Annotated in this window: 16 protein-coding genes; 13 read left to right on the top strand and 3 right to left on the bottom strand. The window is 71.6% G+C overall.

The features are described 5' to 3' along the window. Window positions 1–80 precede the first annotated feature (80 nt). The 7 genes from RBJ65_RS25270 to RBJ65_RS25240 all read left to right on the top strand — a co-directional run bounded on the left by RBJ65_RS25270 (window position 81) and on the right by RBJ65_RS25240 (window position 8,215). Window positions 81–854 (top strand): ABC transporter permease subunit, encoded by a 774-nt coding sequence (locus RBJ65_RS25270; protein WP_306318831.1) that lies wholly within the window; start codon window positions 81–83, stop codon window positions 852–854. A 180-nt stretch (window positions 855–1,034) separates the two neighbouring features. Continuing rightward, a complete protein-coding gene (locus RBJ65_RS25265; RefSeq protein ID WP_306318830.1) occupies window positions 1,035–3,296 on the top strand; it encodes an MMPL family transporter in 2,262 nt (753 codons plus the stop codon). Continuing rightward, window positions 3,274–3,843 (top strand): GNAT family N-acetyltransferase, encoded by a 570-nt coding sequence (locus tag RBJ65_RS25260; RefSeq protein WP_306318829.1) that lies wholly within the window; start codon window positions 3,274–3,276, stop codon window positions 3,841–3,843. Before RBJ65_RS25265 ends, RBJ65_RS25260 begins: the two co-directional genes overlap by 23 nt. A 35-nt stretch (window positions 3,844–3,878) precedes the next feature. Further along, entirely contained in the window at window positions 3,879–4,520 is a 642-nt protein-coding gene (locus RBJ65_RS25255) for a hypothetical protein (protein WP_306318828.1), read from the top strand. Window positions 4,521–4,670: 150 nt separating this feature from the next. After that, window positions 4,671–4,862: a hypothetical protein gene (locus RBJ65_RS25250; RefSeq protein WP_306318827.1), complete on the top strand. Its 192-nt coding sequence runs from the start codon at window positions 4,671–4,673 to the stop codon at window positions 4,860–4,862. After that, window positions 4,859–7,987 (top strand): helix-turn-helix transcriptional regulator, encoded by a 3,129-nt coding sequence (locus RBJ65_RS25245; RefSeq protein ID WP_306318826.1) that lies wholly within the window; start codon window positions 4,859–4,861, stop codon window positions 7,985–7,987. Before RBJ65_RS25250 ends, RBJ65_RS25245 begins: the two co-directional genes overlap by 4 nt. A 39-nt stretch (window positions 7,988–8,026) precedes the next feature. Then, the gene (locus tag RBJ65_RS25240) at window positions 8,027–8,215 is read left to right on the top strand and encodes a DUF6191 domain-containing protein (RefSeq protein ID WP_306318825.1); all 189 of its coding nucleotides are present in this window, start codon (window positions 8,027–8,029) and stop codon (window positions 8,213–8,215) included. 96 nt (window positions 8,216–8,311) lie between these two features. Here RBJ65_RS25240 and RBJ65_RS25235 read toward each other — a convergent pair whose 3' ends face one another. Together RBJ65_RS25235 and RBJ65_RS25230 are read right to left on the bottom strand one after the other, a co-directional pair. After that, window positions 8,312–9,487 (bottom strand): sorbosone dehydrogenase family protein, encoded by a 1,176-nt coding sequence (locus RBJ65_RS25235; protein ID WP_372341268.1) that lies wholly within the window; start codon window positions 9,485–9,487, stop codon window positions 8,312–8,314. Between the two features lie 96 nt (window positions 9,488–9,583). Next, the gene (locus RBJ65_RS25230; protein WP_372341267.1) at window positions 9,584–10,525 is read right to left on the bottom strand and encodes an aldo/keto reductase; all 942 of its coding nucleotides are present in this window, start codon (window positions 10,523–10,525) and stop codon (window positions 9,584–9,586) included. Window positions 10,526–10,681: 156 nt separating this feature from the next. Here RBJ65_RS25230 and RBJ65_RS25225 point away from each other — a divergent pair, with 156 nt between their 5' ends. From RBJ65_RS25225 to serA, 6 genes are all read left to right on the top strand, one after another. After that, a complete protein-coding gene (locus tag RBJ65_RS25225; protein WP_306318822.1) occupies window positions 10,682–11,620 on the top strand; it encodes a 2-hydroxyacid dehydrogenase in 939 nt (312 codons plus the stop codon). 478 nt (window positions 11,621–12,098) lie between these two features. Next, window positions 12,099–14,960 (top strand): putative bifunctional diguanylate cyclase/phosphodiesterase, encoded by a 2,862-nt coding sequence (locus RBJ65_RS25220; RefSeq protein WP_372341259.1) that lies wholly within the window; start codon window positions 12,099–12,101, stop codon window positions 14,958–14,960. A gap of 265 nt (window positions 14,961–15,225) precedes the next feature. Further along, complete coding sequence (locus RBJ65_RS25215) at window positions 15,226–17,076, top strand: acetolactate synthase large subunit (RefSeq protein ID WP_306318821.1); 1,851 nt, start codon at window positions 15,226–15,228, stop codon at window positions 17,074–17,076. Window positions 17,077–17,109: 33 nt separating this feature from the next. Then, entirely contained in the window at window positions 17,110–17,634 is a 525-nt protein-coding gene (gene ilvN / locus RBJ65_RS25210; RefSeq protein ID WP_306318820.1) for an acetolactate synthase small subunit, read from the top strand. Window positions 17,635–17,733: 99 nt separating this feature from the next. Beyond that, entirely contained in the window at window positions 17,734–18,735 is a 1,002-nt protein-coding gene (gene ilvC / locus RBJ65_RS25205) for a ketol-acid reductoisomerase (protein WP_306318819.1), read from the top strand. Window positions 18,736–18,989: 254 nt separating this feature from the next. Then, window positions 18,990–20,591 (top strand): phosphoglycerate dehydrogenase, encoded by a 1,602-nt coding sequence (gene serA, locus RBJ65_RS25200; protein ID WP_306318818.1) that lies wholly within the window; start codon window positions 18,990–18,992, stop codon window positions 20,589–20,591. A 49-nt stretch (window positions 20,592–20,640) separates the two neighbouring features. Here the strand turns inward: serA and RBJ65_RS25195 are convergent, their stop codons facing one another. Next, window positions 20,641–23,646, bottom strand: a complete 3,006-nt coding sequence (locus tag RBJ65_RS25195; RefSeq protein ID WP_372341258.1) for an AAA family ATPase — start codon at window positions 23,644–23,646, stop codon at window positions 20,641–20,643. Window positions 23,647–23,672: the final 26 nt, after the last annotated feature.

Here is a 23,672-nt window from a genome sequence, read left to right as displayed (position 1 = left end):
CTCCGAGGTCCCGAGACCCCGCCTCACCGCCGGGGCGGTGCCACCGAGTCGCGCGCCACGAACTCCGTGTCCAGCGTGATGTGCCGGGGGCGCGAGGCGCTGCCCTCGATACGTTCGACTGGCTCGGCGACGCGGCCACGTCCATCTGGGGCGTCATCAACATGAGCCAGTGGCAGTCCTTCGGCTACACCACCATGCTCCTGACCGTCGCCATGCAGCGCATTCCGCGCGAGCTGTACGAAGCGGCGACCGTCGACGGCGCGGGGCGCGTCCGCACGTTCTTCACCGTGACCGTGCCGATGGTCCGCGAGATGACGACGCTCCTGGTCATCCTCACCGTGTCCGGGGCCTTCCTCGTCTTCAACGAGGTGATGGTGATGACCGGCGGCGGCCCCTCCAACTCCAGCCAGGTACTGGGTACATGGCTCTACGACACGTACTGGGCGCTGATCGTCCTCTACACGGCGTTCAAGATCCCGTTCACCACCTTCCTGATCCGGGCCTATCTGCTCGGCCAACCCGTGGAGGTGGAGGAGGCGGCCTTCATCGACGGGGCGAGCCGCTGGCAGACGTTCTGGCGCGTGGTGGTCCCGATGGCCAGGCCGATCCTCGTGTCGGCGGCCGTGCTCCAGTCCCTGTTCTCCTGGAACGAGTACGCCTTCGCCCTGGTCTTCATCACCGACGACCGGCTCAAGACGCTGCCGGTGGGGCTCGCCGACATGGCGGGGCGGCTCAACTCGGACTGGCCCATGCTGTTCGCGGGGCTGACGATCGCGGCGTTGCCGATGATCGTGGTGTTCCTCATAGGGCAACGGCACTTCGTGCGCGGCCTGTCGGCCGGAGTGGGCAAATAGGCGCACTGTGCCCAATGGTTCCCCTTGTGGGGTCTTGTGAGTAAGGACACGAAAGCGACAAAGGATCACTTGTGCCTGTAAGAGTGGCTCGCCATTGCTCATGTGTTCTTTGCAGGCGGTTCACGCATTAACGCGGATGTTCCCAGTCAAAGATCAACCAATGACTCAGGGAGCCCCTCCGTGGCCGCACTTGCCCGCTGGTGTGTCAGGCACCGGCTCGTGGTCGTCCTGCTGTGGTTGTTCGCCCTCGGTGGTACGAGCGCGGCAGCGGCCGCGGTCGGCTCCGCGTATTCGAACGACTACGAGGCGCCCGGTACGGAGTCCGGCCGCGCCACGCAGCTCCTGAACGAGAACTTCGCCGGGCTCGGCGGCGACAGCGACACCGTCGTCTGGCACATCGAGGGCTCCACCGTGCGCGCCGCGGACGTCGAGAAGACGATGAGCAACACGCTCGGTGACATCGCCGAGCTGCCCGGCGTCGCGTCCGTCGCGTCGCCGTACGAGGGCGGGGGAGCGGGCCGGATCAGCGCCGACGGGCACACCGCGTACGCGACGGTCACCTTCGACGAGCAGGCCGACGACATCCCGGTCTCCCAGGCGCAGGCCCTCGTCGACACCGCCAAGGACGCCGAGACGCACGGGCCCGACGGGCTTCAGGTGGAGCTGGGCGGCAGCGCCGTCGCGCTCACCGAGTCGACGTCCGCGCACTTGTCGGAGGTCATCGGCGTCGTCGTCGCGGCCGTCGTGCTCTTCCTCGCCTTCGGCTCGCTCGCCGCCGCCGCGCTGCCCATCGCCACCGCGCTGGTCAGCGTCGGCACCGCGTACGCGGGGATCGTGCTGCTCGGGCACGCCATGACGGTCGCGGACTTCGCGCCGATGCTCGGCATGCTCGTCGGGCTCGGCGTCGGGATCGACTACGCGCTGTTCATCGTGACCAGACACCGCAAGGGGCTGAAGCGGGGGCTTCCGGTGGCGGAGGCCGCCGAGCGGGCCGTGGCGACCACCGGGCGGGCCGTCGTGTTCGCGGGTGCCACCGTGTGCATCGCGCTGCTCGGCATGCTGATGCTGGGGCTGAGCTTCCTCAACGGCGTCGCGATCGCCGCGTCCGTGACCGTGCTGCTCACCGTCGCCGCGTCCGTGACGCTGCTGCCCGGGCTGCTCTCGTACATCGGGACGCGCGCCCTGTCGCGGCGTGAGCGGCGGCGGCTCGCCGAGCACGGTCCCGAACCCGAGCTGCCGACCGGGCTCGCCGCCCGCTGGGCCGCCTTCGTGGAGCGCCGGCCGAAGCTGCTCGGCGCGCTCGCGATCGGCGTGATCGCGGTGCTCTCGCTGCCCACCTTCTTCCTCCACCTGGGCACGTCCGACCAGGGCAACAACCCGGCGAGCAGCACCACCCGGCAGGCGTACGACCTTCTTGCCGACGGCTTCGGGCCCGGCGTGAACGGGCCGCTCACCCTCGTCACCGAGGTCGACGGCGCGCACGACAAGGCCGCGCTCGGCGAGCTGACCGGCGCGCTGCGGGACACCGACGGGGTCGCCTCCGTCTCACGTGTTACGTATAACGCCGACGACAGCGCCGCCTACCTCACCGTCGTACCGAAGTCGTCGCCGCAGTCCGAGCAGACCAGTGAGCTGGTGGACCGGCTGCGTACCGACGTCGTCCCGGACACGGGCCTGGACGCGCAGGTCGGCGGCGTCACCGCCAGCTACGACGACTTCGCCGAGGTCATCGTCGGGAAGCTGCCGCTCTTCGTCGGCGTCGTGGTCGGACTCGGCTGCGTACTGCTGCTGCTCGCCTTCCGGTCCATCGGGATACCGCTCAAGGCCGCCGCGATGAACGTCGCCGCCGTGGCCGCCGCCTTCGGAGTCGTCGTCGCGATCTTCCAGTGGGGCTGGGGGAGCGAGCTGCTCGGCCTCGGGGCGTCCGGGCCCATCGAGCCCTTCCTCCCCGTGATCATGGTGTCGGTCCTCTTCGGGCTCTCCATGGACTACCAGGTGTTCCTCGTGAGCCGGATGTACGAGGAGTGGCTGGAGACCGGCGACAACCGGCGGGCCGTCCGGGTCGGGCTCGCCGAGACCAGCCGCGTCATCAACTCGGCCGCCGTGATCATGATTTCGGTGTTCCTGGCGTTCGTGCTCAGCGGGGACCGGGTGATCGCCATGTTCGGCATCGCGCTCGCCGTGGCCGTCGCCGTCGACGCGTTCATCCTGCGTACGTTGCTGGTCCCCGCCCTGATGCACATGCTCGGCGGCGCCAACTGGTGGCTGCCCACGTGGCTGGAGCGGCGGCTGCCGCGCCTCAGCATCGAGCCACCGGAGTGCCGGGCCGCCGCCGCTGGTGCGAGGATTCCGGGGCAGCGTGCCGATGCCGCCGATGCCGCCGATGCCGCCGATGCCGCAGTAGTGCCGAAGGAGACCGATGTACGCGATCCCGCTGGGTGAGGAAGACGCCGAGCTGCGCCCCCTGGAGACCTGGCACGCCGAGGAGTTCCTCGCCCACCTGGACCGGGGCCGGGAGTTCATCGGGCAGTTCATCCCGTTCGGCCAGGACGCCCGCGACCCCGAAGGCGCCCGCGCGCTGATCCAGCGGTACGCCGACAAGCGCGCCACCGACAGCGGCGGCCTGCACGGAATCTGGCTGGACGGAAAGCTCGTCGGCGGCGTCCTCTTCCGGGTCTTCGACGCCGCCGCGGGCAACTGCGAGGTCGGCTGCTGGCTCGAACCCTCCGCCACCGGCCGCGGACTCGTCACACGCGCGGCCCGCGTCCTCATCGACTGGGCCGTCGACGAGCGCGGTATTCACCGTGTCGAGTGGATCGCCGCCGCCGGCAACAAGCCCAGCACCAGCGTCGCCCGCAGGCTCGGAATGCGCCGTGACGGCGTGCTCCGCGAGGCGTTCCTGTACAACGGCGTACGCCACGACGAGGAGATCTGGTCCGTGCTCGCGCCCGAGTGGCGTAGCGCACGCGACGAGCACAGGGAACGTTAAGACACCTCTCAGACTCCACCCCTACGGTGCCCAGCATGACTACGAAGACTGAAGCGCAGCGCGACGCCGAGAAGCGGGAGGAGGGCACGGAGGCCACGTCCCCCGAGGCGACCACGGAGGCCACCGAGGCCACCGAGGAGACCACCACGGAGGCGAAGGCCAAGGACGCCAAGGGCGCCGAGGTCGACGACGCGAGCGACGCGAGTGACGCGGACGAGGCCGCCGCCGAAGCCGCCGCCGAGGCGGAGCTCGCGGCCCTCGCCAAGGCCGAGGACGACAAGCCGTCCGGTGTCGGGCAGGGCGCGGGCGCCATCGTCTCCGTGGCCCTCGGCATCGTCGGGCTCAGCGGCGGCTGGCTCGGCACCATCGCCTCGGCCCGCGCGCAGCTCAAGGGCCAGCTCACCACGGCGCAGAACGCGAGCATCGCCAAGCAGGTCGACGCGATGTACGGCGACGCCTGGCACTCCGCCGCCCTGGTCGGCGGGGTCTTCTCGCTCATCGCCCTGGTGATCGGCGCGGCCGTCCTGGCCCGGCCCGCGTTCGGCGCGCCCGGCAAGCCGCAGCCGCTGTGGATCAAGTCGACGGCCTGGGCGGGTCTCGTCGTCGGCGTCATCGGGCTGCTGCTCGCCGTCGCCAAGTACACCGACCTCATCCTGGGCATGCCCAGCACCGGCTGAGGCCACTTACCCGGCGGCCCGGCCGCCTAAGGCACCACGTGGGCCGCGCCTAAGGAGGCGCGGCCCACGAACATGCGGCACTCTCCCGATGTGCCGCACCCCCCTGGGAGACGAGAGTCGAGGCATCGACAACGTCACCAGGAGGACGAGATGTTCGAGTACGAACTGCACCAGATCCGCTCCGCCGAACTCATCAAGGAGGCCGAGCGCTTCCGCCTCGCACGCTCCGCCCGTACGCAGGCCAAGGCCCGCCGCGCGGAGCGCAGGCAACACGACCGGGACGCCGAGGGGCGGGTGAGTTCCGGGGGCACGCGTGGGCAGCGCGCCCCGCGCACCGCATGAGCGGCGCCGTGACCCCCGCCTCGTTGTCAGAGCCGTGTGCGATGCTCGGCGATGTGGAGACCAGGTCCGTCAGCCCGGTGTTCGTCGGCCGCGCCGATGAACTGGGCGTACTGCACAAGGCCCTTGCGAGGGCCGGGGCCGCCGAGCCGCAGGCGCTGCTGCTCGGCGGCGAGGCGGGCGTGGGCAAGACGCGCCTCGTCGAGGAGTTCGGCGCGGCGGCCCGCGCGCGCGGCGCCGTCGTCGTCACCGGCGGCTGCGTCGAGATCGGCGCCGACGGGCTGCCGTTCGCCCCCTTCTCCGCCGCCCTGCGCGCCCTGCGCCGCAAGCTGCCCGACGAGGTGGCCGAGGCGACGGCCGGCCGCGAGGACGAACTGGCGCGGCTGCTCCCGGAGTTGGGCGCTCCCGAGGGTCGCGCTTTCCCCGAGGGCAGGGGGTTCGACGGGCGCGGCGACGACAGCGCCACGGCCCGCCTCTTCGACCTCACCACCCGGCTCCTGGAGCGCGTCGCCGCCGAGCGCACCGTGGTCGTCGTCCTCGAAGACCTGCACTGGGCCGACGCCTCCACCCGGCACCTGCTCACGTACCTGTTCCGTACGCTGCGCCGCGGCCGCCTCACCGTCATCGCCAGCTACCGCGCGGACGACGTGCACCGCCGCCACCCGCTGCGCCCCCTGCTCGCCGAGCTCGACCGGCTGCGCACCGTCACCCGCATCGACCTCGGCCGCCTCAGCCGGGACGAGGTGGCCCGCCAGGTCGCCGGAATCATGGCCGCCGAGCCCGAACCGGCCGTCGTGGACGACATCTTCCAGCGCTCGGACGGCAACGCGTTCTTCGTCGAGGAACTCGCCGTGGCCGCCGCCGAGGGCTGCGCCACGGCCCTGTCCGACTCGCTGCGCGACGTCCTCCTCGTACGCGTCGAATCGCTGCCCGAGTCCACCCAGCGCGTCGCCCGGATCTGCGCGGAGGGCGGCTCCACGGTCGAGTACCCGCTGCTCGCCGCCGTCGCCGGGCTCGGCGAGGACGAGCTGATCGAGGCGCTGCGCGCGGCCGTCGGCGCGAACATCCTGCTCGCCTCGCCGGACGGCGACGGCTACCGCTTCCGCCACTCCCTGGTCCGCGAGGCCGTCAGCGACGACCTGCTCCCCGGCGAGCGCTCCCGCCTCAACCGCCGCTACGCACAGGCCCTGGAAGCCGATCCGGCGCTGGTCCCCGCCGACGCGCGCGTGACGCGCCTGGCCAGCTACTGGTACCACGCCCATGACCCGGCGAAGGCCCTGCCCGCCGTCCTCGACGCCTCCGTGGAGGCCCGCCGCCGGCACGCGTACTCCGAGCAACTGCGGCTCCTGGAGCGGGCGATGGAGCTGTGGGACGCGGCCCCGGAGGACATCCGCGCGGCGCTGACCCTGGCCGACTACCCAGGGACGTACCCGGCCGGTGGAAGCGATCCGGCGACCACGCCGCTCGGCTACGTGGACCTGCTGGCCGAGGCCGCCGCCGCGGGCCGGCTGTGCGGGGAGCGGGAGCGCGCCCTGAAGATCGGCAAGCGGGCGATCCGCCTCCTGGACGAGGCCGCGGAGCGCGGCGCGGCGGACCCCCTGCGGGCCGCCTGGTTCTGGATCCAGCGCTCCCGGATCGTCCCGCACATCGGCCGCGGCGACGGCTGGGACGAGATCGCCACGGCGCAGGAGCTCGTCCGCGGCCTGCCGCCGTCCGCCGTGCACGCCGAGGTCCTCACCCACGTCGCCAACTGGTGGATGCTGCACAGCCCCGGCGCCGAAACCCTCGCCGCGGCCGAGCGCGCGGTCGAGTACGCGCGCATGGTCGGCGCCGAGGAGATCGAGCTCGCCGCCCGCCTCATCCGCGGCGGCCTCCTCGTGGACGCGGGCGCCGTCGACGAGGGCTTCGGCGAGCTGTACGCGGCACGCGCGCGTGCCACGGAACTGGGCCTGGTCGCCCGCATCAACACGGCCAACGTCAATCTGCCCTCCTTCCTGGAAAGCGTCGGACGCTCCGCCGAGGCCGTCCGCGTCTGCGAGGAGGGCATCGCCCTTGGCCGGCGCTACGGCCTCACGGACAACCTGGTCTGGATCCGTTCCAACATGGCGGAGTCGCTCGTCTCCCTCGGCCGCTGGGACGAGGCGGTCGAGGCCGCCGGCTGGGTCCGGAGCCCCGGCCTCAGCCCGAAGCCCCGCTCCGGCGGCTGCGCGGTCCTCGCGATGATCGCCCTCGGCCGCGGCGCCCTCCAGGAAGCGGCCGCCCACATCGCCGAGGCCGACACGCTGTACGGCGCGCACGACCCGCAGCCGCAGTACACGCTGCCCCGCGCCCACCTCGCCCTCGCGCTCGCCGCCGCCCAGGGCCGCGTCCTGGACGCCCGCGCCGAACTCGACCGCCTCGTCGCGGCGGGGCTGCCGCCCTCCACGCACCGCTACGTGTGGCCGCTCCTGCACACCGCCGCCGAGGCCGAGGCGGACGCGCGCGGGCTGCCCGCCGCCGACGCGGGCCGCGCCGAAGCCCTCACCCGGATCCGGGACGCCGCCAAGCAACAGGCCACCGCCGTCCCGGTCTGGCAGGCGTACGAGCAGTGGGTGCGCGCCGAGCTCCGGCGCGCGGAGGACCGCGACACCCCGGACGACTGGTCCGCCGCTGTCACCGCGTTCGAACCCCTCGACCGCCCCTACGACCTGGCCCGCGTCCGGCTCCGCCTCGCCGAGTCCCTGGCCGCGCGGGGCGAGGAGGACGACCGGGACCGCGCCACCGAACTCCTGCGGCTCTCCGGCGCCGTCGCCGAGCACGTGGGCGCGCGCCCGCTCGCCGAGTCCGTCGCCCTGCTGGCCCGCCGCGCCCGGCTCAGCCTGCACCACGACACCGAGACCGACGAACGGGTTCCGGCCGACCCCGCCGAGGAGTTCGGCCTCACCAGCCGCGAGCGGGACGTGCTGGCCCTGGTCGCGGCGGGCCGCAGCAACCGTCAGATAGCCGAGGAGCTGTTCATCTCGCCCAAGACGGCCAGCGTCCACGTCTCGAACATCCTCGGGAAGCTGGGCGTCGCGGGCCGCGGCGAGGCGGCCGCCCTGGCCCACCGCCTGCACCTGCTCCCGGCGGGGAGGGCTCCCGTACGCTGAGGGGGAGGGCCCGGTCGGGCCACGCCACCAGGAGGCGCCGTGTTCAACATGTTCGAGGAACTGTTCGCGCCCGGCCGCAAGCACACCAACGACGAGCGCAAGCGCCTGGAACTGACCCGCGTCGACCTGAACGACGGCGACCCGGGCCGCGGCCCGATAGACCTCACGTCGGGCAAGGTCGTCGTACGCCCACCCCAGCCCCCTCCAACCGCTGCCGACGACGACTGAGTCGCCGCCATTCAGGCCTCTGCGGCGATTGAGCAGCGGGGTCCGGGGCAGAGCCCCGAGTCCGTAACCCCGGTGGACCGGCCCCGGCCGGAGGCCTCAGCCGACCCGCAGCTCCAGGATCCGGTCGTCCCCCTTCTCCGGCGTCCCGCGCGTGTCCGTCTCGCTCGTCATCAGCCACAACTTGTCGCCGCCCGCCGGAACCACCGTACGAAGCCGCCCGTACTTCCCCTCCAGGAACGCCTGTGGGTCGTGTGCCGCCTTCGCGCCGTCGAGCGGGATCCGCCACAGCCGCTCGCCGCGCAGCCCGGCCATCCAGATCGACCCCTTCGCGTACGCGATCCCGCTGGGCGATGCCTCCGAAGTGCGCCACTGGGCAATGGGGTTGTGGTACTTGTCGTCGTCGCCGCGGCCCTCGACGTCCGGCCACCCGTAGTTGTCGCCCGCCACGATGTGGTTCAGCTCGTCCCAGGTGTCCTGCCCGAACTCCGAGGCCCACAGCCGCTTGTCCTTGTCCCAGGCGAGCCCCTGCACATTGCGGTGCCCGTACGAGTACACGGGGGAGTCGTCGAAGGGGTTGCCCGGCGCCGGATCGCCGTCCGGGGTGAGCCGCAGGATCTTGCCGCCCGGCGAGCTCTTGTCCTGCGCCAGCTCCGTCTTGTACGTCTCGCCCGTGCCTACGTAGAGCAGCCCGTCGGGGCCGAACGCGATGCGCCCGCCGTTGTGGTTCGTGCCCTTGGGGATGCCGCGGAAGACGGTGTCCGGGGCGCCCAACTGCTCACCGGAAGGCTTCTTCTCGTCGTATCCCATCCGCGCGACGCGGTTGTCCGACTCCGTCGTGAAGTACGCGTAGACCATGTGGTCGGAGGCGTAGTCGGGGGAGAGCGCGAGGCCGAGGAGCCCGCCCTCGCCACCCGGCGCCACCCCGGGCACTTCGCCGAGCACGGTCTTCTTCCCGGTCTTCGTGTCGACGCGGGTGACCGTCCCCTCGTCGCGGGAGGAGACGAGCAGGTCGCCGCCGGGCAGCGGGGCGAGCCCCCAGGGCGACTTGAGGCCCTTCGTGACGGTCCGCTCGACGCGCACCGAGCCCTTCGCCGCCGGTACGTCCCCCTTCGGGGAAGAGGAGCCCTTCGACCCGCTCGCACTCGGCGCGGACGTCTCGTCCTTGTTCGGCTCCGGGGAGTCGTCACCGGAGGAGCAGCCGGCCGTGAGGAGGAGCGCGGCACAGGCGGCGAGAGCCAACGCGGGCCGCACAGCTGGACTTTGCACGATCAGAATCCCTTCGACGCGAAGCTCTGCCGTTCACACACCGCTCTACAGTTCAAACACCGCTCGCGCCGCTCGGGTTCCCGAATCCCCGCGCCCGGCCGCTCAGTCCCACGATCCCTGCGCCGCCGGAAGCCCCGCGATCTCCGCCAAGTCCTCGGGCGTGAGCGCCAGTTCGGCCGACGCCGCGTTCTCCAGCGCCCAGCGCTCCCGCTTGGCGCCCGGCACCGGCACCACGTTCCCGCCCTGCGCCGCCACCCAGGCGAGCGCCACCTGGGCCGGAGTGACGTGCTCGCCGTGCCGCGCGGCGATCCGGCGCAGGCCCGCCACGATCGGCTGGTTCGCGGCCATCATGTCGGCGGTGAAGCGGGGGTGGCGGGCCCGTACGTCGTCCGGTTCGAAGCCCCCGCCGGGGGTGAGCGTGCCGGTCAGGAAGCCACTGCCGAGCGGCATCGCGGCGAGGAACCCGACGCCGCGCGCCGCGCACCACGGCAGCAGCGCCCCGAGCGCCTCCGGCGACCACACCGACAGCTCGGCCATGACCGCGCTCACCGGGAACACCTGCTGCACCCGCTCCAACTGGCGAATCGTTCCGGCGTGCATCGCCGCCCGCCCACCGCGCCGCGAGGCCCGCGCGCCCACCGCGCAGAACCCCAGCGAGCGCACCTTGCCCGCGCTCACCAGCTCCGCCATCGCGCCCCACGTCTCCTCGACGGGCACCTCGGGGTCCGCGCGGTGCAGTTGGTACAGGTCGATGACGTCGGTCTGCAGGCGCCGCAGCGAGGCGTCACAGGCCCGCTTCACATAGCCGGGGCGGCCGTTGGCGACGATGTGCTGCTCGCCGACGAGCAGCCCCACCTTCGTCGACACGAACGCGTCCGCCCGCCGCTCCTTGAGCACCCGGCCGAGCAACAGCTCATTGGTGAACGGCCCGTACATGTCCGCGGTGTCCACGAGGCCGCACCCCTGGTCCAGGGCGGCGTGCACGGTACGCAGGGACTCCTCGCCGCGCTGCCGGGAGCCGGTGTACGCCCAGCTCATCGGCATGCATCCGAGACCTACGGCGCCCACGTCGAGCCCCGCGGCACCGAGCGCCTTGCGCGCACCACCTTGCTTCACCGGCCGTGACCCTCCCTGGCCCCTCCTGACGAGGTCCCCAACCTAACCTCTGCACCTTCACTCGGCTGACATAGCCTCCTGACCATGACTGACGATGTGTGGCTGCCGTTCCGTGCCGACGAGATCCCGGGCCTTCCCGAGGGGCTCAACTACCGCTACTGGAACGGCGAACCCGACTTCCCGGCGGACCCCGCCGAGTGCGCGTACTACGTAGTCCCCTACATGAAGCCCCCGGGTGTCGGCGTGCGGCCGATGCCCGAGATGACGTCCGTACGCGCCGTACAGACGCTCTCCGCGGGCGTCGACCACGTACAGGGCGGCCTGAAGTACCTGCGCCCGGGCGTCCAGTTGTGCAATGCGCGCGGGGTGCACGACGCCAGCACCGCCGAGCTCGCGCTCACCCTGATCCTCGCCTCCCTGCGCGGCATCCCGGACTTCGTGCGCGGGCAGGACCGCGGCGAGTGGCGCGGCGGGTTCCGGCCCGCGCTCGCCGACAAGCACGTGCTCATCGTGGGGTACGGCGCCATCGGCTCGGCCGTCGAGGACCGGCTCACTCCGTTCGAGGTCGCGCGGGTGAGCCGCGTCGCGCGCTCCGCCCGTACAACGGAGCGCGGCCCCGTGCACCCGCTCACCGAGCTGCCTCAGCTGCTGCCCCAGGCCGACGTCGTCATCATGGTGACCCCGCTCACCGAGGACACCCGCGGCCTCGTGAACGCCGAGTTCCTCGCCCGCCTCAAGGACGGCGCGCTGCTCGTGAACGTCGGCCGCGGCCCCGTCGTCGACACCAAGGCGCTCCTCGCGGAACTCGAGACCGGCCGCATCACCGCCGCCCTCGACGTCACCGACCCCGAACCGCTGCCCCAGGAGCACCCGTTGTGGCAGGCTCCGGGGGTGCTGATCTCGCCGCACGTGGGCGGCCCCACATCCGCCTTCATGCCGCGCGCCAAGCGCCTCCTCGCCGCTCAGGTCACGCGGTTCGCCGCCGGGGAACCGCTCGAGAACGTCGTCCTCACCATCGACTGACCCCCGGAACCATCGACTGACCCCCGGACCCCGAAAACCACACACGCCCCACGGGCAACTCCCGTACGGTCGCGCGGGGTTCTTCGGGCACGCTGTGCGCCCGTCCGAATGCACCCCGTGCCCGCTTCGCGCCCGCATCGTGCCTGGTCGTCACGGAGAGTAGAGGAACTATGTCCCTGAGTGACGAGACTGGTGTATCGTCCCGACTGGGGAAGCGTCGGCACACGGCGCCGGGGACGAGTGACGGACTGCGAGGGGGGCGACGGGCGATGCACGGCCTATGGGCGAACGATCCGACGCGGCGGGGCCGCCGACGGCGGTCCTGTGCGGTGACCCGCGCATCGACGCGCGGCCGAAGTCCGGGCTGCCGCAGGGTGCTTCCGCACCGAACGGGCCAGCGAGCGGGCCGCAGAAGGACTCCGCAGACGGGACGGCGGGGGCGGGACGCGGGAGCCCCCCGACGGACCGAGGCGGCCCGGTGAGCACGCACCCCACGCCGACGACAGCGCTGGGAACCTCGATGTACTCCGGCGGCCAGGCCCCCGCGCCTGCCCGCGCGCCGCAGCGCGGCGGCACGGGGGCCCAGTTGATCCTGGCCCTGCTCTGCGCCGGGTACGCCACGGGATCCGCGGTCGGCTGGGGATCCGACCGACTCGCCCTGATCATGGGCGACTTCGGCCTGAGCCTCGCGGCGGCGATCGCCGCCGTTTCGAACTTCGTGTACGCGCGCAGCAGCCGCAGCCGCTTTCGACCCGCCTGGCTCCTGTTCGCGTTCTCCTCGCTCATGGCCAGCTTCGGCAACGGCGTGTGGGGCTGGTACGAGGTCGTGCTGCGCGCCCCGGTGCCGACGCCGAGCCTCGCCGACCTCTTCTTCCTCTGCTTCGCGCCGCCCGCCATCATCGGCCTGCTCGTGCTCGCCAAGCGGCCCGTGACCAAGGCCGGCTGGATCTGCCTCGCGCTGGACGCGTGGCTGATCGCCGGGTCCCTGGTCACCCTCTCCTGGAGCCTCGCCCTCGCGCACACCGCCGAGTACGACGGCCAGAGCGTCACCCGCACCGCGCTCTCCCTCGCGTACCCCCTGCTCGACATCGCTTTAGTCAGCATGGTGCTCGCGCTGCACTTCCGCCGCTCGCCCGGCAGCCGCACGGCGGTGAACACCGCGATCGGGGCACTCGCCCTCACTGTGATGTGCGACGCCCTGTTCACCTCGCCGCTGCTGCACGCCAGTTACCGCTCGGGCGAGATCCTCGATGCCGGCTGGTTCGCCGGTTCGCTGCTGCTCGCGTACGCGCCGTGGGTGGGCGCGCGGCGCGGCGGGGCGGAGGAGGACCGCTCGCTCGGGCCCGGCGGCCGTTACCAGGTCAGCTACACGCGCCCGATCTCCGGTTCGCTCGCGGCGCTCACCCCGTATCTGGCCGCCGCGGTCTGCACGTTGGGCATTCTCTACAACGTGCTGAACGGGCACCGGGTGGACCGGGTCGTGCTCTTCACGGCCTGCACCGTCGTCCTCGCGCTCGTCATGCGCCAGGGCATCATGCTGCTCGACAACATCACGCTCACCCAGGAACTGGCGCAGAAGGAGAACCACTTCCGCTCCCTGGTCCAGGGGTCGAGCGACGTCATCATGATCGCCGCGCCGAACGGGACGCTGAGATACGTCAGCCCGGCCGCCGCGGGCGTCTACGGGCGGGACGCGGAGGAGCTGGTCGGCTCCGAGCTCGCCTCGATCATCCACCCCGAGGACCTCGGGCGGGTCATGCACGAGGTGCGCAGATTCCTCGCCGCGAGCCAGGTCGAGGAGCCCACTACGCGCATCGAATGCCGCTTCCGGTCCGGCACCGGAGCCTGGTTGAACGTGGAGTCGACGATCAACCGCCACCACGGCGGTCTGATCCTCAACAGCAGAGACGTGACCGAACGGGTGCGCCTCCAGGCCCAGTTGCAGCACAACGCCGAGCACGACCCGCTGACCGACCTGCCCAACAGATCACTGTTCACCAAGCGGGTCGGACAGGCCCTCGCCGGACGGCGGGCCAGCGATCTGGGCACCGCCGTGCTCTTCATCGACCTCGACGGCTTCAAACAGGTCAACGACACGATCGGCCACCAGGCGGGCGACGAACTGCTCGTGCAGGCGGCGAGAAGGCTGGCCGACTCCGTACGTGCCTCAGACACCGCGGCTCGTCTCGGCGGTGACGAGTTCGCGGCACTGATCGTCGGCGACGGAGGGCGCGACCACACCGCCAGAGAACAGCAGATCTACGAGCTGGCCGACCGGCTCAGAATCACCCTGTCGCAGCCCTACACGATCGACGGGCACGACAATGTGCGGGTCGCCGCCTCCATCGGCGTCGCCTTCGCCGAGCCGGACATCACGGCGGGCGAACTGCTGCGCAATGCCGACCTCGCGATGTACCGGGCGAAGGCGGCGGGCAAGGGGCGCGTCGAGCTGTACGCGCCGCAGATGCAGGCCGATGTCGTACGGAAGGCGGAGCTGGCGACCAGGCTGCGATCGGCGCTGCACGAGGGCGAGTTCGCGCTGCTCCACCAGCCCGTCGTCTCGCTCGACGACGGCCGGATCACGGCGGTCGCCGCGCAGGCGAGATGGCGAAGCGCGCAAGGGATTCTGTTCACGCCCGCCGAGTTCCTGCGGGTGGCCGACGACAGCGAGCGCACCGCCGAGCTCGGCCGCTGGATGCTGGAGGAGGCCGTCGAGCAGGCCGCCGAGCGCGGGCACAGCGGGCATGCCACGCCGGTCTCCGTGCGGATCAGCGCGCGTCGACTCCTTGACCGGGCCATGCCGCTCGGCTCGATAGAGGCGCTCCTGACCCGGCACGGGCTGCCGTCCGGCGCGCTCATCATCGAGCTGGCGGACAGCGACCCCAGAGTCCCGCTCGACGAGCTGGAGCGGCGCCTGACGGGGCTGCGGCGGCTCGGCGTCCGGATCGCCCTCGACGGCTTCGGCAGCGGCTACGCGGCCATCACCGCGCTGCGCCGCCTCCCCGTCGACGTACTGAAGCTGGACCGCTCGCTGGTCGAGGGCGTCGTGGAGTCCGCGCGCCTGCACAAGATCACCAGCGGTCTGCTGCGGATCGCCGGCGACCTCGGGCTCAACTCCGTGGCGGACGGCGTCGACCTGCCCGAGCAGGTCGCCGCGCTGCGCGCGATGGGGTGCACGCACGGGCAGGGCATGGCGTTCTCCGGGCCGCTGGACGAGTACCGGCTGCGCCGTGCGCTGGCCTCGGGGGATTACCCGGTGCCGACCGGGCCCGCCGAGCCGGTGTTCGCGGGCGTTCCCGCGCTCCGCTCACATCATGAGACGCCCGTCCCACCCACTTGACACGCCATGTGCGCTGGGGGGAGGGTCAATGCCATGCGCACCCGAATTCTCGTACTTGGAAAGCGCGTCGGCTGAAGCTGGGACCACCGGTAAGACTTCCGGAAACCCGGCGACCGCACCCGGCGCGCTCCCCTCGCTTGCCTCACGGCACGAGGGGTTTTTTGTTGCACGGGTGCCGGTTCAGACCCGCCGCCACTTGCCCGACAAACACGTAAGACCCTGCAGAACCCTCGCAAAAACCCTCAGCATCGAGAAGAGAATGCCGATGACCGAGCAGGCCACCGGGGCCGGCAATCCGCAGCCGCGGCCCCGTTCCGGAGGACAGCAGTCCGCCCCCGTCGAGCACGTCACGGGTGCGAAGTCCCTCATTCGCTCGCTTGAGGAGGTCGGGGTCGACACCGTATTCGGCATTCCCGGCGGCACGATCCTTCCGGCGTACGACCCGATGATGGACTCCAGCCGGGTGCGCCACGTGCTCGTCCGTCACGAGCAGGGTGCGGGCCACGCGGCCACCGGTTACGCGCAGGCCACCGGCAAGGTCGGTGTCTGCATGGCCACTTCGGGTCCGGGGGCGACCAATCTGGTGACGCCGATCGCGGACGCGATGATGGACTCGGTGCCGCTCGTCGCGATCACCGGTCAGGTCGTCTCCAAGTCGATCGGTACGGACGCCTTCCAGGAGGCGGACATCGTCGGCATCACGATGCCGATCACCAAGCACAGTTTCCTGGTCACCAAGGCCGAGGAGATCCCGCAGGCGATCGCCCAGGCGTTCCACATCGCCTCGACCGGCCGTCCGGGCCCGGTCCTCGTGGACATCCCGAAGGACATCCTGCAGTCGCAGACGACGTTCAGCTGGCCGCCGCAGCAGGACCTGCCCGGCTACCGCCCCGTGACCAAGCCGCACGCCAAGCAGATCCGCGAGGCCGCGAAGCTGATCACGAACGCGAAGCGGCCCGTTCTCTACGTCGGTGGTGGCGTCCTCAAGGCGCAGGCCACCGCCGAGCTGAAGATGCTCGCCGAGCTCACCGGAGCGCCCGTCACCACCACCCTGATGGCGCTCGGCGCATTCCCCGACAGCCACCCGCTGCACGTGGGAATGCCGGGCATGCACGGTGCGGTCACCGCCGTCACCGCGCTGCAGAAGGCCGACCTGATCGTCGCCCTCGGAGCCCGCTTCGACGACCGCGTCACCGGCAACCTGGACAGCTTCGCGCCGTTCGCGAAGATCGTGCACGCGGACATCGACCCGGCGGAGATCGGCAAGAACCGCGCCGCGGACGTGCCGATCGTCGGTGACGCCCGCGAGGTCATCGCCGACCTGATCCAGGCGGTCCAGAAGGAGCACTCGGACGGTCACACCGGCGACTACAGCGCCTGGTGGAACGACCTCAACCGCTGGCGCGAGACGTACCCGCTCGGCTACGACCAGCCCGAGGACGGCTCGCTCTCCCCGCAGCAGGTCATCGAGCGCATCGGCCAACTCGCCCCGCAGGACACGATCTTCGCGGCGGGCGTCGGCCAGCACCAGATGTGGGCCGCGCACTACATCCAGTACGACAAGCCCGCGACGTGGCTGAACTCGGGCGGCGCCGGGACCATGGGCTACTCGGTGCCCGCCGCGATGGGCGCCCAGGCCGGGGCCCCGGACAAGACGGTCTGGGCGATCGACGGCGACGGCTGCTTCCAGATGACCAATCAGGAGCTGACCACCTGCGCCCTGAACAACATCCCGATCAAGGTCGCCATCATCAACAACGGCGCCCTCGGGATGGTCCGCCAGTGGCAGACGCTGTTCTACAACCAGCGCTACTCGAACACCGTGCTGCACGCGGGCCCCGACGGCGAGACCCCGCCCAACAAGGGCACGCGCGTCCCGGACTTCGTGAAGCTGTCCGAGGCCATGGGCTGCTACGCCATCCGCTGTGAGCGCCCCGAGGACCTCGACAAGTGCATCGAGGAGGCGAACTCGATCAACGACCGCCCGGTCGTGGTCGACTTCATCGTCCACGAGGACGCCATGGTGTGGCCGATGGTCGCCGCCGGCACCTCCAACGACGAGATCATGGCCGCTCGGGACGTCCGCCCCGACTTCGGCGACTCCGAAGACGACTGAGCGACGACGAGACGTAGAGAGAGACCAAGAGATATGTCCAAGCACACGCTCTCCGTCCTGGTCGAGAACAAGCCCGGTGTCCTGGCCCGGATCACCGCCCTCTTCTCGCGCCGCGGCTTCAACATCGACTCGCTCGCCGTCGGCGTCACCGAGCACCCCGACATCTCCCGCATCACCATCGTGGTGAATGTCGAGGACCTGCCGCTCGAACAGGTCACGAAGCAGCTCAACAAGCTGGTCAACGTCCTGAAGATCGTCGAGCTGGAGCCCGACTCGGCCGTCGCCCGCGAGCTGGTGCTCGCCAAGGTCCGCGCCGACAACGAGACGCGCTCCCAGATCGTCGAGATCGTCCAGCTGTTCCGCGCCAAGACCGTGGACGTCTCCCCGGAGGCCGTCACCATCGAGGCCACGGGCAGCAGCGACAAGCTGGAAGCGATGCTCAAGATGCTCGAACCCTTCGGCATCAAGGAGCTCGTCCAGTCCGGCACCATCGCGGTCGGCCGCGGCTCGCGCTCCATCACCGACCGGAGCCTGCGGGCGCTCGACCGCACGGCCTGAGCACCGTAAAGAACCTCTCGCATAGCGAGACCCAATAACTTCCCTTCCGCACCCCGCCGTACGGTGGGACGCAACACCAGCACACCAAGGAGAACCCCAGTGGCCGAGCTGTTCTACGACGACGATGCCGACCTGTCCATCATCCAGAACCGCAAGGTCGCGGTGATCGGCTACGGCTCCCAGGGCCACGCCCACGCGCTCTCGCTGCGCGACTCGGGTGTCGACGTCCGCGTCGGCCTGCACGAGGGCTCCAAGTCCAAGGCCAAGGCCGAGGAGCAGGGCCTGCGCGTCGTCACGCCGTCCGAGGCCGCGGCCGAGGCCGACGTCATCATGATCCTGGTCCCGGACCCGATCCAGGCCAAGGTCTACGAGGAGACCATCGCCCCGAACCTGAAGGACGGCGACGCCCTCTTCTTCGGTCACGGCCTCAACATCCGCTACGGCTTCATCAAGCCGCCGGAGGGTGTCGACGTCTGCATGGTCGCCCCGAAGGGCCCGGGTCACCTCGTGCGCCGTCAGTACGAGGAGGGTCGTGGCGTTCCGTGCATCGCGGCCGTCGAGCAGGACGCCTCCGGCAAGGGCTTCGAGCTGGCCCTCTCGTACGCGAAGGGCATCGGCGGCACGCGTGCCGGCGTCATCAAGACGACCTTCACCGAGGAGACCGAGACCGACCTGTTCGGTGAGCAGGCCGTCCTCTGCGGTGGCACGGCGGCGCTGGTCAAGGCCGGCTTCGAGACGCTGACCGAGGCCGGTTACCAGCCGGAGATCGCGTACTTCGAGTGCCTGCACGAGCTGAAGCTCATCGTGGACCTCATGTACGAGGGCGGCCTGGAGAAGATGCGCTGGTCGGTCTCCGAGACCGCCGAGTGGGGCGACTACGTCACCGGCCCGCGGATCATCACGGACGCCACCAAGGCCGAGATGAAGAAGGTCCTCGCCGAGATCCAGGACGGCACGTTCGCCAAGAACTGGATGGACGAGTACCACGGCGGTCTGAAGAAGTACAACGAGTACAAGAAGCAGGACGAGGACAGCCTGCTCGCCACCACGGGCGCCGAGCTGCGCAAGCTCATGAGCTGGGTGAACGACGAGGAGGCGTAAGTCTCCACGGAACGGGGTCGCGGCACACGCCGCGACCCCGTTCTCCATGGCTCGTCCACACCGTTGTCCACGGTGTACAGCCTCGGACGAGTGATCCTTCCAGGGAGGCGCAAGCGCACCTCCCTGGCGGCACTACACTGCAGAACACATTCGCGTTGGGCCCACAGCGTCGTGCGTCTTCCACGCGGCACAAGCACCCTCCACCGCCTGCGGCCGTCGGGACGGCCGTCCGCATTGGACCTGTGAGGACTCACGTGAGCACTGCTGCCAACGGCAAACCTGTCGTACTCATCGCCGAGGAGCTGTCGCCCGCGACGGTCGACGCCCTGGGCCCGGACTTCGAGATCCGCCAGTGCAACGGCGCGGACCGGGGCGAGCTGCTCCCGGCCATCGCCGACGTCGACGCGATCCTGATCCGCTCGGCCACCAAGGTCGACGCCGAGGCGATCGCCGCCGCGAAGAAGCTGAAGGTCGTCGCGCGCGCCGGCGTCGGCCTCGACAACGTGGACGTGTCCGCCGCCACCAAGGCCGGCGTGATGGTCGTGAACGCCCCGACCTCCAACATCGTGACCGCCGCCGAGCTGGCCTGCGGTCTCCTCATCGCCACCGCGCGCAACATCCCGCAGGGTTCGCAGGCCCTCAAGGGCGGCGAGTGGAAGCGCAGCAAGTACACCGGCGTCGAGCTCGCCGAGAAGACCCTCGGCGTCGTCGGACTGGGCCGCATCGGCGCGCTCGTCGCGCAGCGCATGTCCGCTTTCGGCATGAAGGTCGTCGCGTACGACCCGTACGTGCAGCCCGCGCGCGCCGCGCAGATGGGCGTGAAGGTGCTTTCGCTGGACGAGCTGCTCGAGGTCTCGGACTTCATCACCGTCCACCTCCCGAAGACCCCCGAGACCCTCGGCCTGATCGGCGACGAGGCGCTGCACAAGGTCAAGCCGAACGTGCGGATCGTCAACGCTGCGCGCGGCGGGATCGTCGACGAGGAGGCCCTCTACTCGGCGATCAAGGAGGGCCGCGTCGCGGGCGCCGGCCTCGATGTGTACGCGAAGGAGCCCTGCACGGACTCCCCGCTGTTCCAGTTCGACCAGGTCGTCTGCACCCCGCACCTCGGCGCCTCCACGGACGAGGCGCAGGAGAAGGCCGGTGTCGCCGTCGCCAAGTCGGTGCGCCTCGCGCTCTCCGGTGAGCTCGTGCCGGACGCGGTGAACGTGCAGGGCGGCGTCATCGCCGAGGACGTCAAGCCGGGTCTGCCGCTCGCCGAGCGCCTCGGCCGGATCTTCACCGCGCTCGCGGGCGAGGTCGCGGTCCGGCTCGACGTCGAGGTGTACGGCGAGATCACCCAGCACGACGTGAAGGTGCTCGAACTCTCCGCGCTCAAGGGCGTGTTCGAGGACGTCGTCGACGAGACGGTCTCGTACGTCAACGCCCCGCTGTTCGCGCAGGAGCGCGGCGTCGAGGTCCGCCTCACGACGTCCTCCGAGTCGCACGAGCACCGCAACGTCGTCACCGTCGCGGGGACGCTGTCCGACGGCCAGAAGGTCTCGGTCTCCGGCACGCTCGCGGGCCCCAAGCACCTCCAGAAGCTCGTCGCGGTCGGCGAGTACGACGTGGACCTGGCGCTCGCCGACCACATGGTCGTGCTGCGTTACGAGGACCGTCCCGGCGTCGTCGGCACGGTCGGCCGGGTGCTCGGTGAGGCGGGCGTCAACATCGGCGGCATGCAGGTCTCGCGTGCGGACGTCGGTGGCGAGGCGCTGGCGGTGCTCACCGTGGACGACACCGTGCCGCAGGGTGTGCTCAACGAGCTGGCCGCCGAGATCGGCGCGACCTCGGCGCGCTCCGTCAACCTCGTCTGACAGCTGGGCAGTTGAGGGCCGGGTCACCTTCGGGTGGCCCGGCCCTCGGTCATTCTCCGCCCTGCGCGGGCTCGATCAGGCCCTCGCGGTACGCGATGCCGACGGCGTCGGTGCGGCTGGACGCGCCCAGTTTGGCGAGGATGTTCGAGACGTGGACGCTCGCCGTCTTGCCGCTGATGAACAGCTCCTCGCCGATCTGACGGTTGGTGCGGCCCCGGCCGAGCAGCCGCAGTACGTCGCTCTCGCGGGCGGTCAGTGCGGCGATCCGCTCCTCGGCGGCCGGGGCGTCGGAGAGGCGGCCGCGCCGGATGAGGGCGTCCAGGGCCTCGCGCAGGGGGACGGCGCCGAGCCGTTCGGCCGTGTCGCGGGCCGCGTACGCCTGCTCGGCGGCCTCGTCGCGGCGGTCTGCGGTGAGCAGGGCCTCGGCCAACCGGCGTCGGCAGCGGGCGAGTTCGTACGGCTCGCCGTAGTCGAACGCCGTCACGGTGCGCTGCCAGGCTGCGACGTCGGGCCCTGTGGTGGCGCGCACCGTCTCGGCCTCGGCGCGGGCCAGCCAGGCGAGGCCCTCGGGGCCCTGTTCGGCGCCGTCCTCGGCCTTCGCCTGGGCGGCCGTGTCGCGGGCCAGTTCGGCGAGTTCGGCGGCGGTCGCCGCCCAGCGGCCCGCGCCCGCCGTGTCGCCGGAGAGGCGGGCCGCCTCGGCCGCGTCCGCGACGGCGGCGAGCGCAAGGGCGGCGAGCCGCACGACGGCGTCGGGCCGCGTGCCGCCCGAGACGTCGGTGAGTGAGTCGACCGAGGTGTGCAACTGTCGTACGCATTCCTCGACGTCCCCGCGCACTGCCGCCGCGTCGGTCAGCACGATCGCGGAGACGAGCGCCGCCATCCAGTCGAAGTGATGGTCGAGCAGTCCGCGGGCCCCGGGGACGGCCGTGTCGTGCTCGCCGCGCGCCAGGGCCACGTAGAGGGCGGGCGCGACCGCGAATCCGCCTGCGGGCGGCAGCAGTTCGGTGTCGGCGGCCGCGGCTCGCGCGCACTCGTCCCAGCGGCCCAGCGTGTAGAGCAGCAGGGACTGGAGGTAGCGCAGCTCCAGGGCGTACGGGGAGGTGAGGAGCCCGGCGCGGCGGGCGATGGCGAGGCCGTCGGCGATCCAGGTGAGGGAGGCGTCGAGGTCGCCGGACTCGTAGCAGCCGATGGCGAGGTTGTAGAGGGCGCGCATCTCCACCGGGAGGTTTCCGGCGGCGCCGGCCAGCTCGCGGGCCCGGATCAGGCGGTCCCGGCCCTGTGGCGTACGCCGGTTGTGGGCCTCCAGGTTGACGAGTGAGATCGTCAAGTCGGCGCGGGCGTCGGCCAGTTCGAGCTGTTCGGCGACGGCGAGCGCCTGCCGGGCGATGTGCCTCGCGTCCTCGTACCGGCCCACGTGGCGTGCGGCCAGGACGTGGGTCGCGGCGGCCCACACCCAGGTGCCGGAGGGCGGCTCGGCCGGGATCAGCGCCAGGGCCTCGCTGCTGTACGTGAACGCGGCCTCCAGGTGGTCGATCCGGATCAGGTTGTCCGCGAGGGTGTAGCGCACGCGCGCCGCGAGTTCTGAGTCGGCGTCGGAACCGGCGCGGGCGAGCGCGGAACGGGTGAGCTGGACCGCGCGGTGGGGGTCGCCCGCGCGGGCGGCGGCGGCCGATGCGCGCAGGGTGAGGGTGGCCGGGTCGCCGGTCGCGGGGCGGGCGGACGCGTCGACGACGTCCCACAGTTCGAGCGCGGCCTCCAGGTGGCGCAGCTCCTCGGCGGGCGCGCCGACGCGCTGGGCGTGGTCGGCGGCTTCGAGGGAGGCGGTCAGCGCGTCGGCGAGGTCGTGGCTCTCGCGGGAGTGGTGCGCGCGCTCCGCCGCGCTCTGCGGTGGCCGGCCTTCGGCCGCGAGGAGTTTGGCGAACAGCCGGTGCAGCCGGATCCGTTCGCCGGGCAGCAGATCCGCGTACACGGCCTCGCGGGTGAGGGCGTGCCGGAAGGAGTACGTCGCGTCGTCGCCCGGCAGCAGCAGTTGGTGCCCGATGACCTCGCGCAGCACCGACTCCAGCTGTTCCTCCGGGAGTTGGACGGCGTCGCGCAGCAGGTCGTGCGCGACGCGGCGGCCCGCCACGGCGGCCGTGCGCAGCACCTGCTGGGCGGTTTCGGTGAGTTGCTCGACCCGGATGAGCAGCACGTCGCCGAGGCCGCCGAGCGCACCGGGCCCCTCGTCGTCGGGCAGCGCGGCGAGCAGTTCCTCGGCGTAGAAGGCGTTGCCCTCGGCGCGGTCGACGATGCGGCGGACCGTGCTGTCGGCGACGGGTCCCGTGTGCTGCGCGCGCACGAGCCGGGCCACCTCGGCGTCGGCGAGCGGGCGCAGGTCGAGGCGGTCGACGGAGGGCAGCCTGATCAGCTCGGCGAGCAGCGGCCGCAGGGGGTGGCGGCGGTGCAGGTCGTCCGTGCGGTACGAGGCGAAGAGCGTGAGGCGGCTCGGCGGGCCGCCGTGTGCGGGCCGACGGCGGGCGCCGCGGCTGAGCAGGAAGCGGAGCAGGTCGCGGGAGGACTGGTCGGCCCAGTGCAGGTCCTCGACGACCAGTAGCAGCGGGGTCAGCTCGGCCAGGTCGGCGAGCAGCCCCGCGACACCTTCGAGGAGCTGGAGTCGGCCGCCGGGATCCGGTGCGGGTTCCGTGCCGGAGGCCGCGCCGAGCAGCCGGTTCACGGCGGGGTACGCGGCGAGCGCCGGGGCCAGCCGTTCGTCGGCGGCAGCCGCGCCGAGGATCTCCGTGAACGGCAGGTACGGCAGTCCTACGTCGCCGAGGTCCACGCAGTGGCCGGTCAGGACGGTCGTCCCGGTGGCGGCGGCGTGCGCGGCGGCCTCCGTCAGCACGCGCGTCTTACCGACGCCCGCGTCCCCGGCCACCAGCAACGCCCGCGCTTCCCCGCCATCGGCCCGCTCCAGCACGCCGGTGAGCCGGCCCAGCTCGTCCGCCCGACCGATCAACGGCGCCCCGAATGTCTGTGCCACGCGCCCATCCTGGCATGGCCCGGCCGCATCACTCATGGGGAAAGCTGACGGCGTCCCCCACG

Origin of the sequence: Streptomyces sp. KL109B, assembly GCF_030766935.1 — a bacterium.
In the GTDB taxonomy this organism is placed as follows: domain Bacteria; phylum Actinomycetota; class Actinomycetes; order Streptomycetales; family Streptomycetaceae; genus Streptomyces.
The sequence above is the reverse complement of the archived record's forward strand: the minus strand, read 5'-3'. Positions and strand labels throughout refer to the sequence as shown.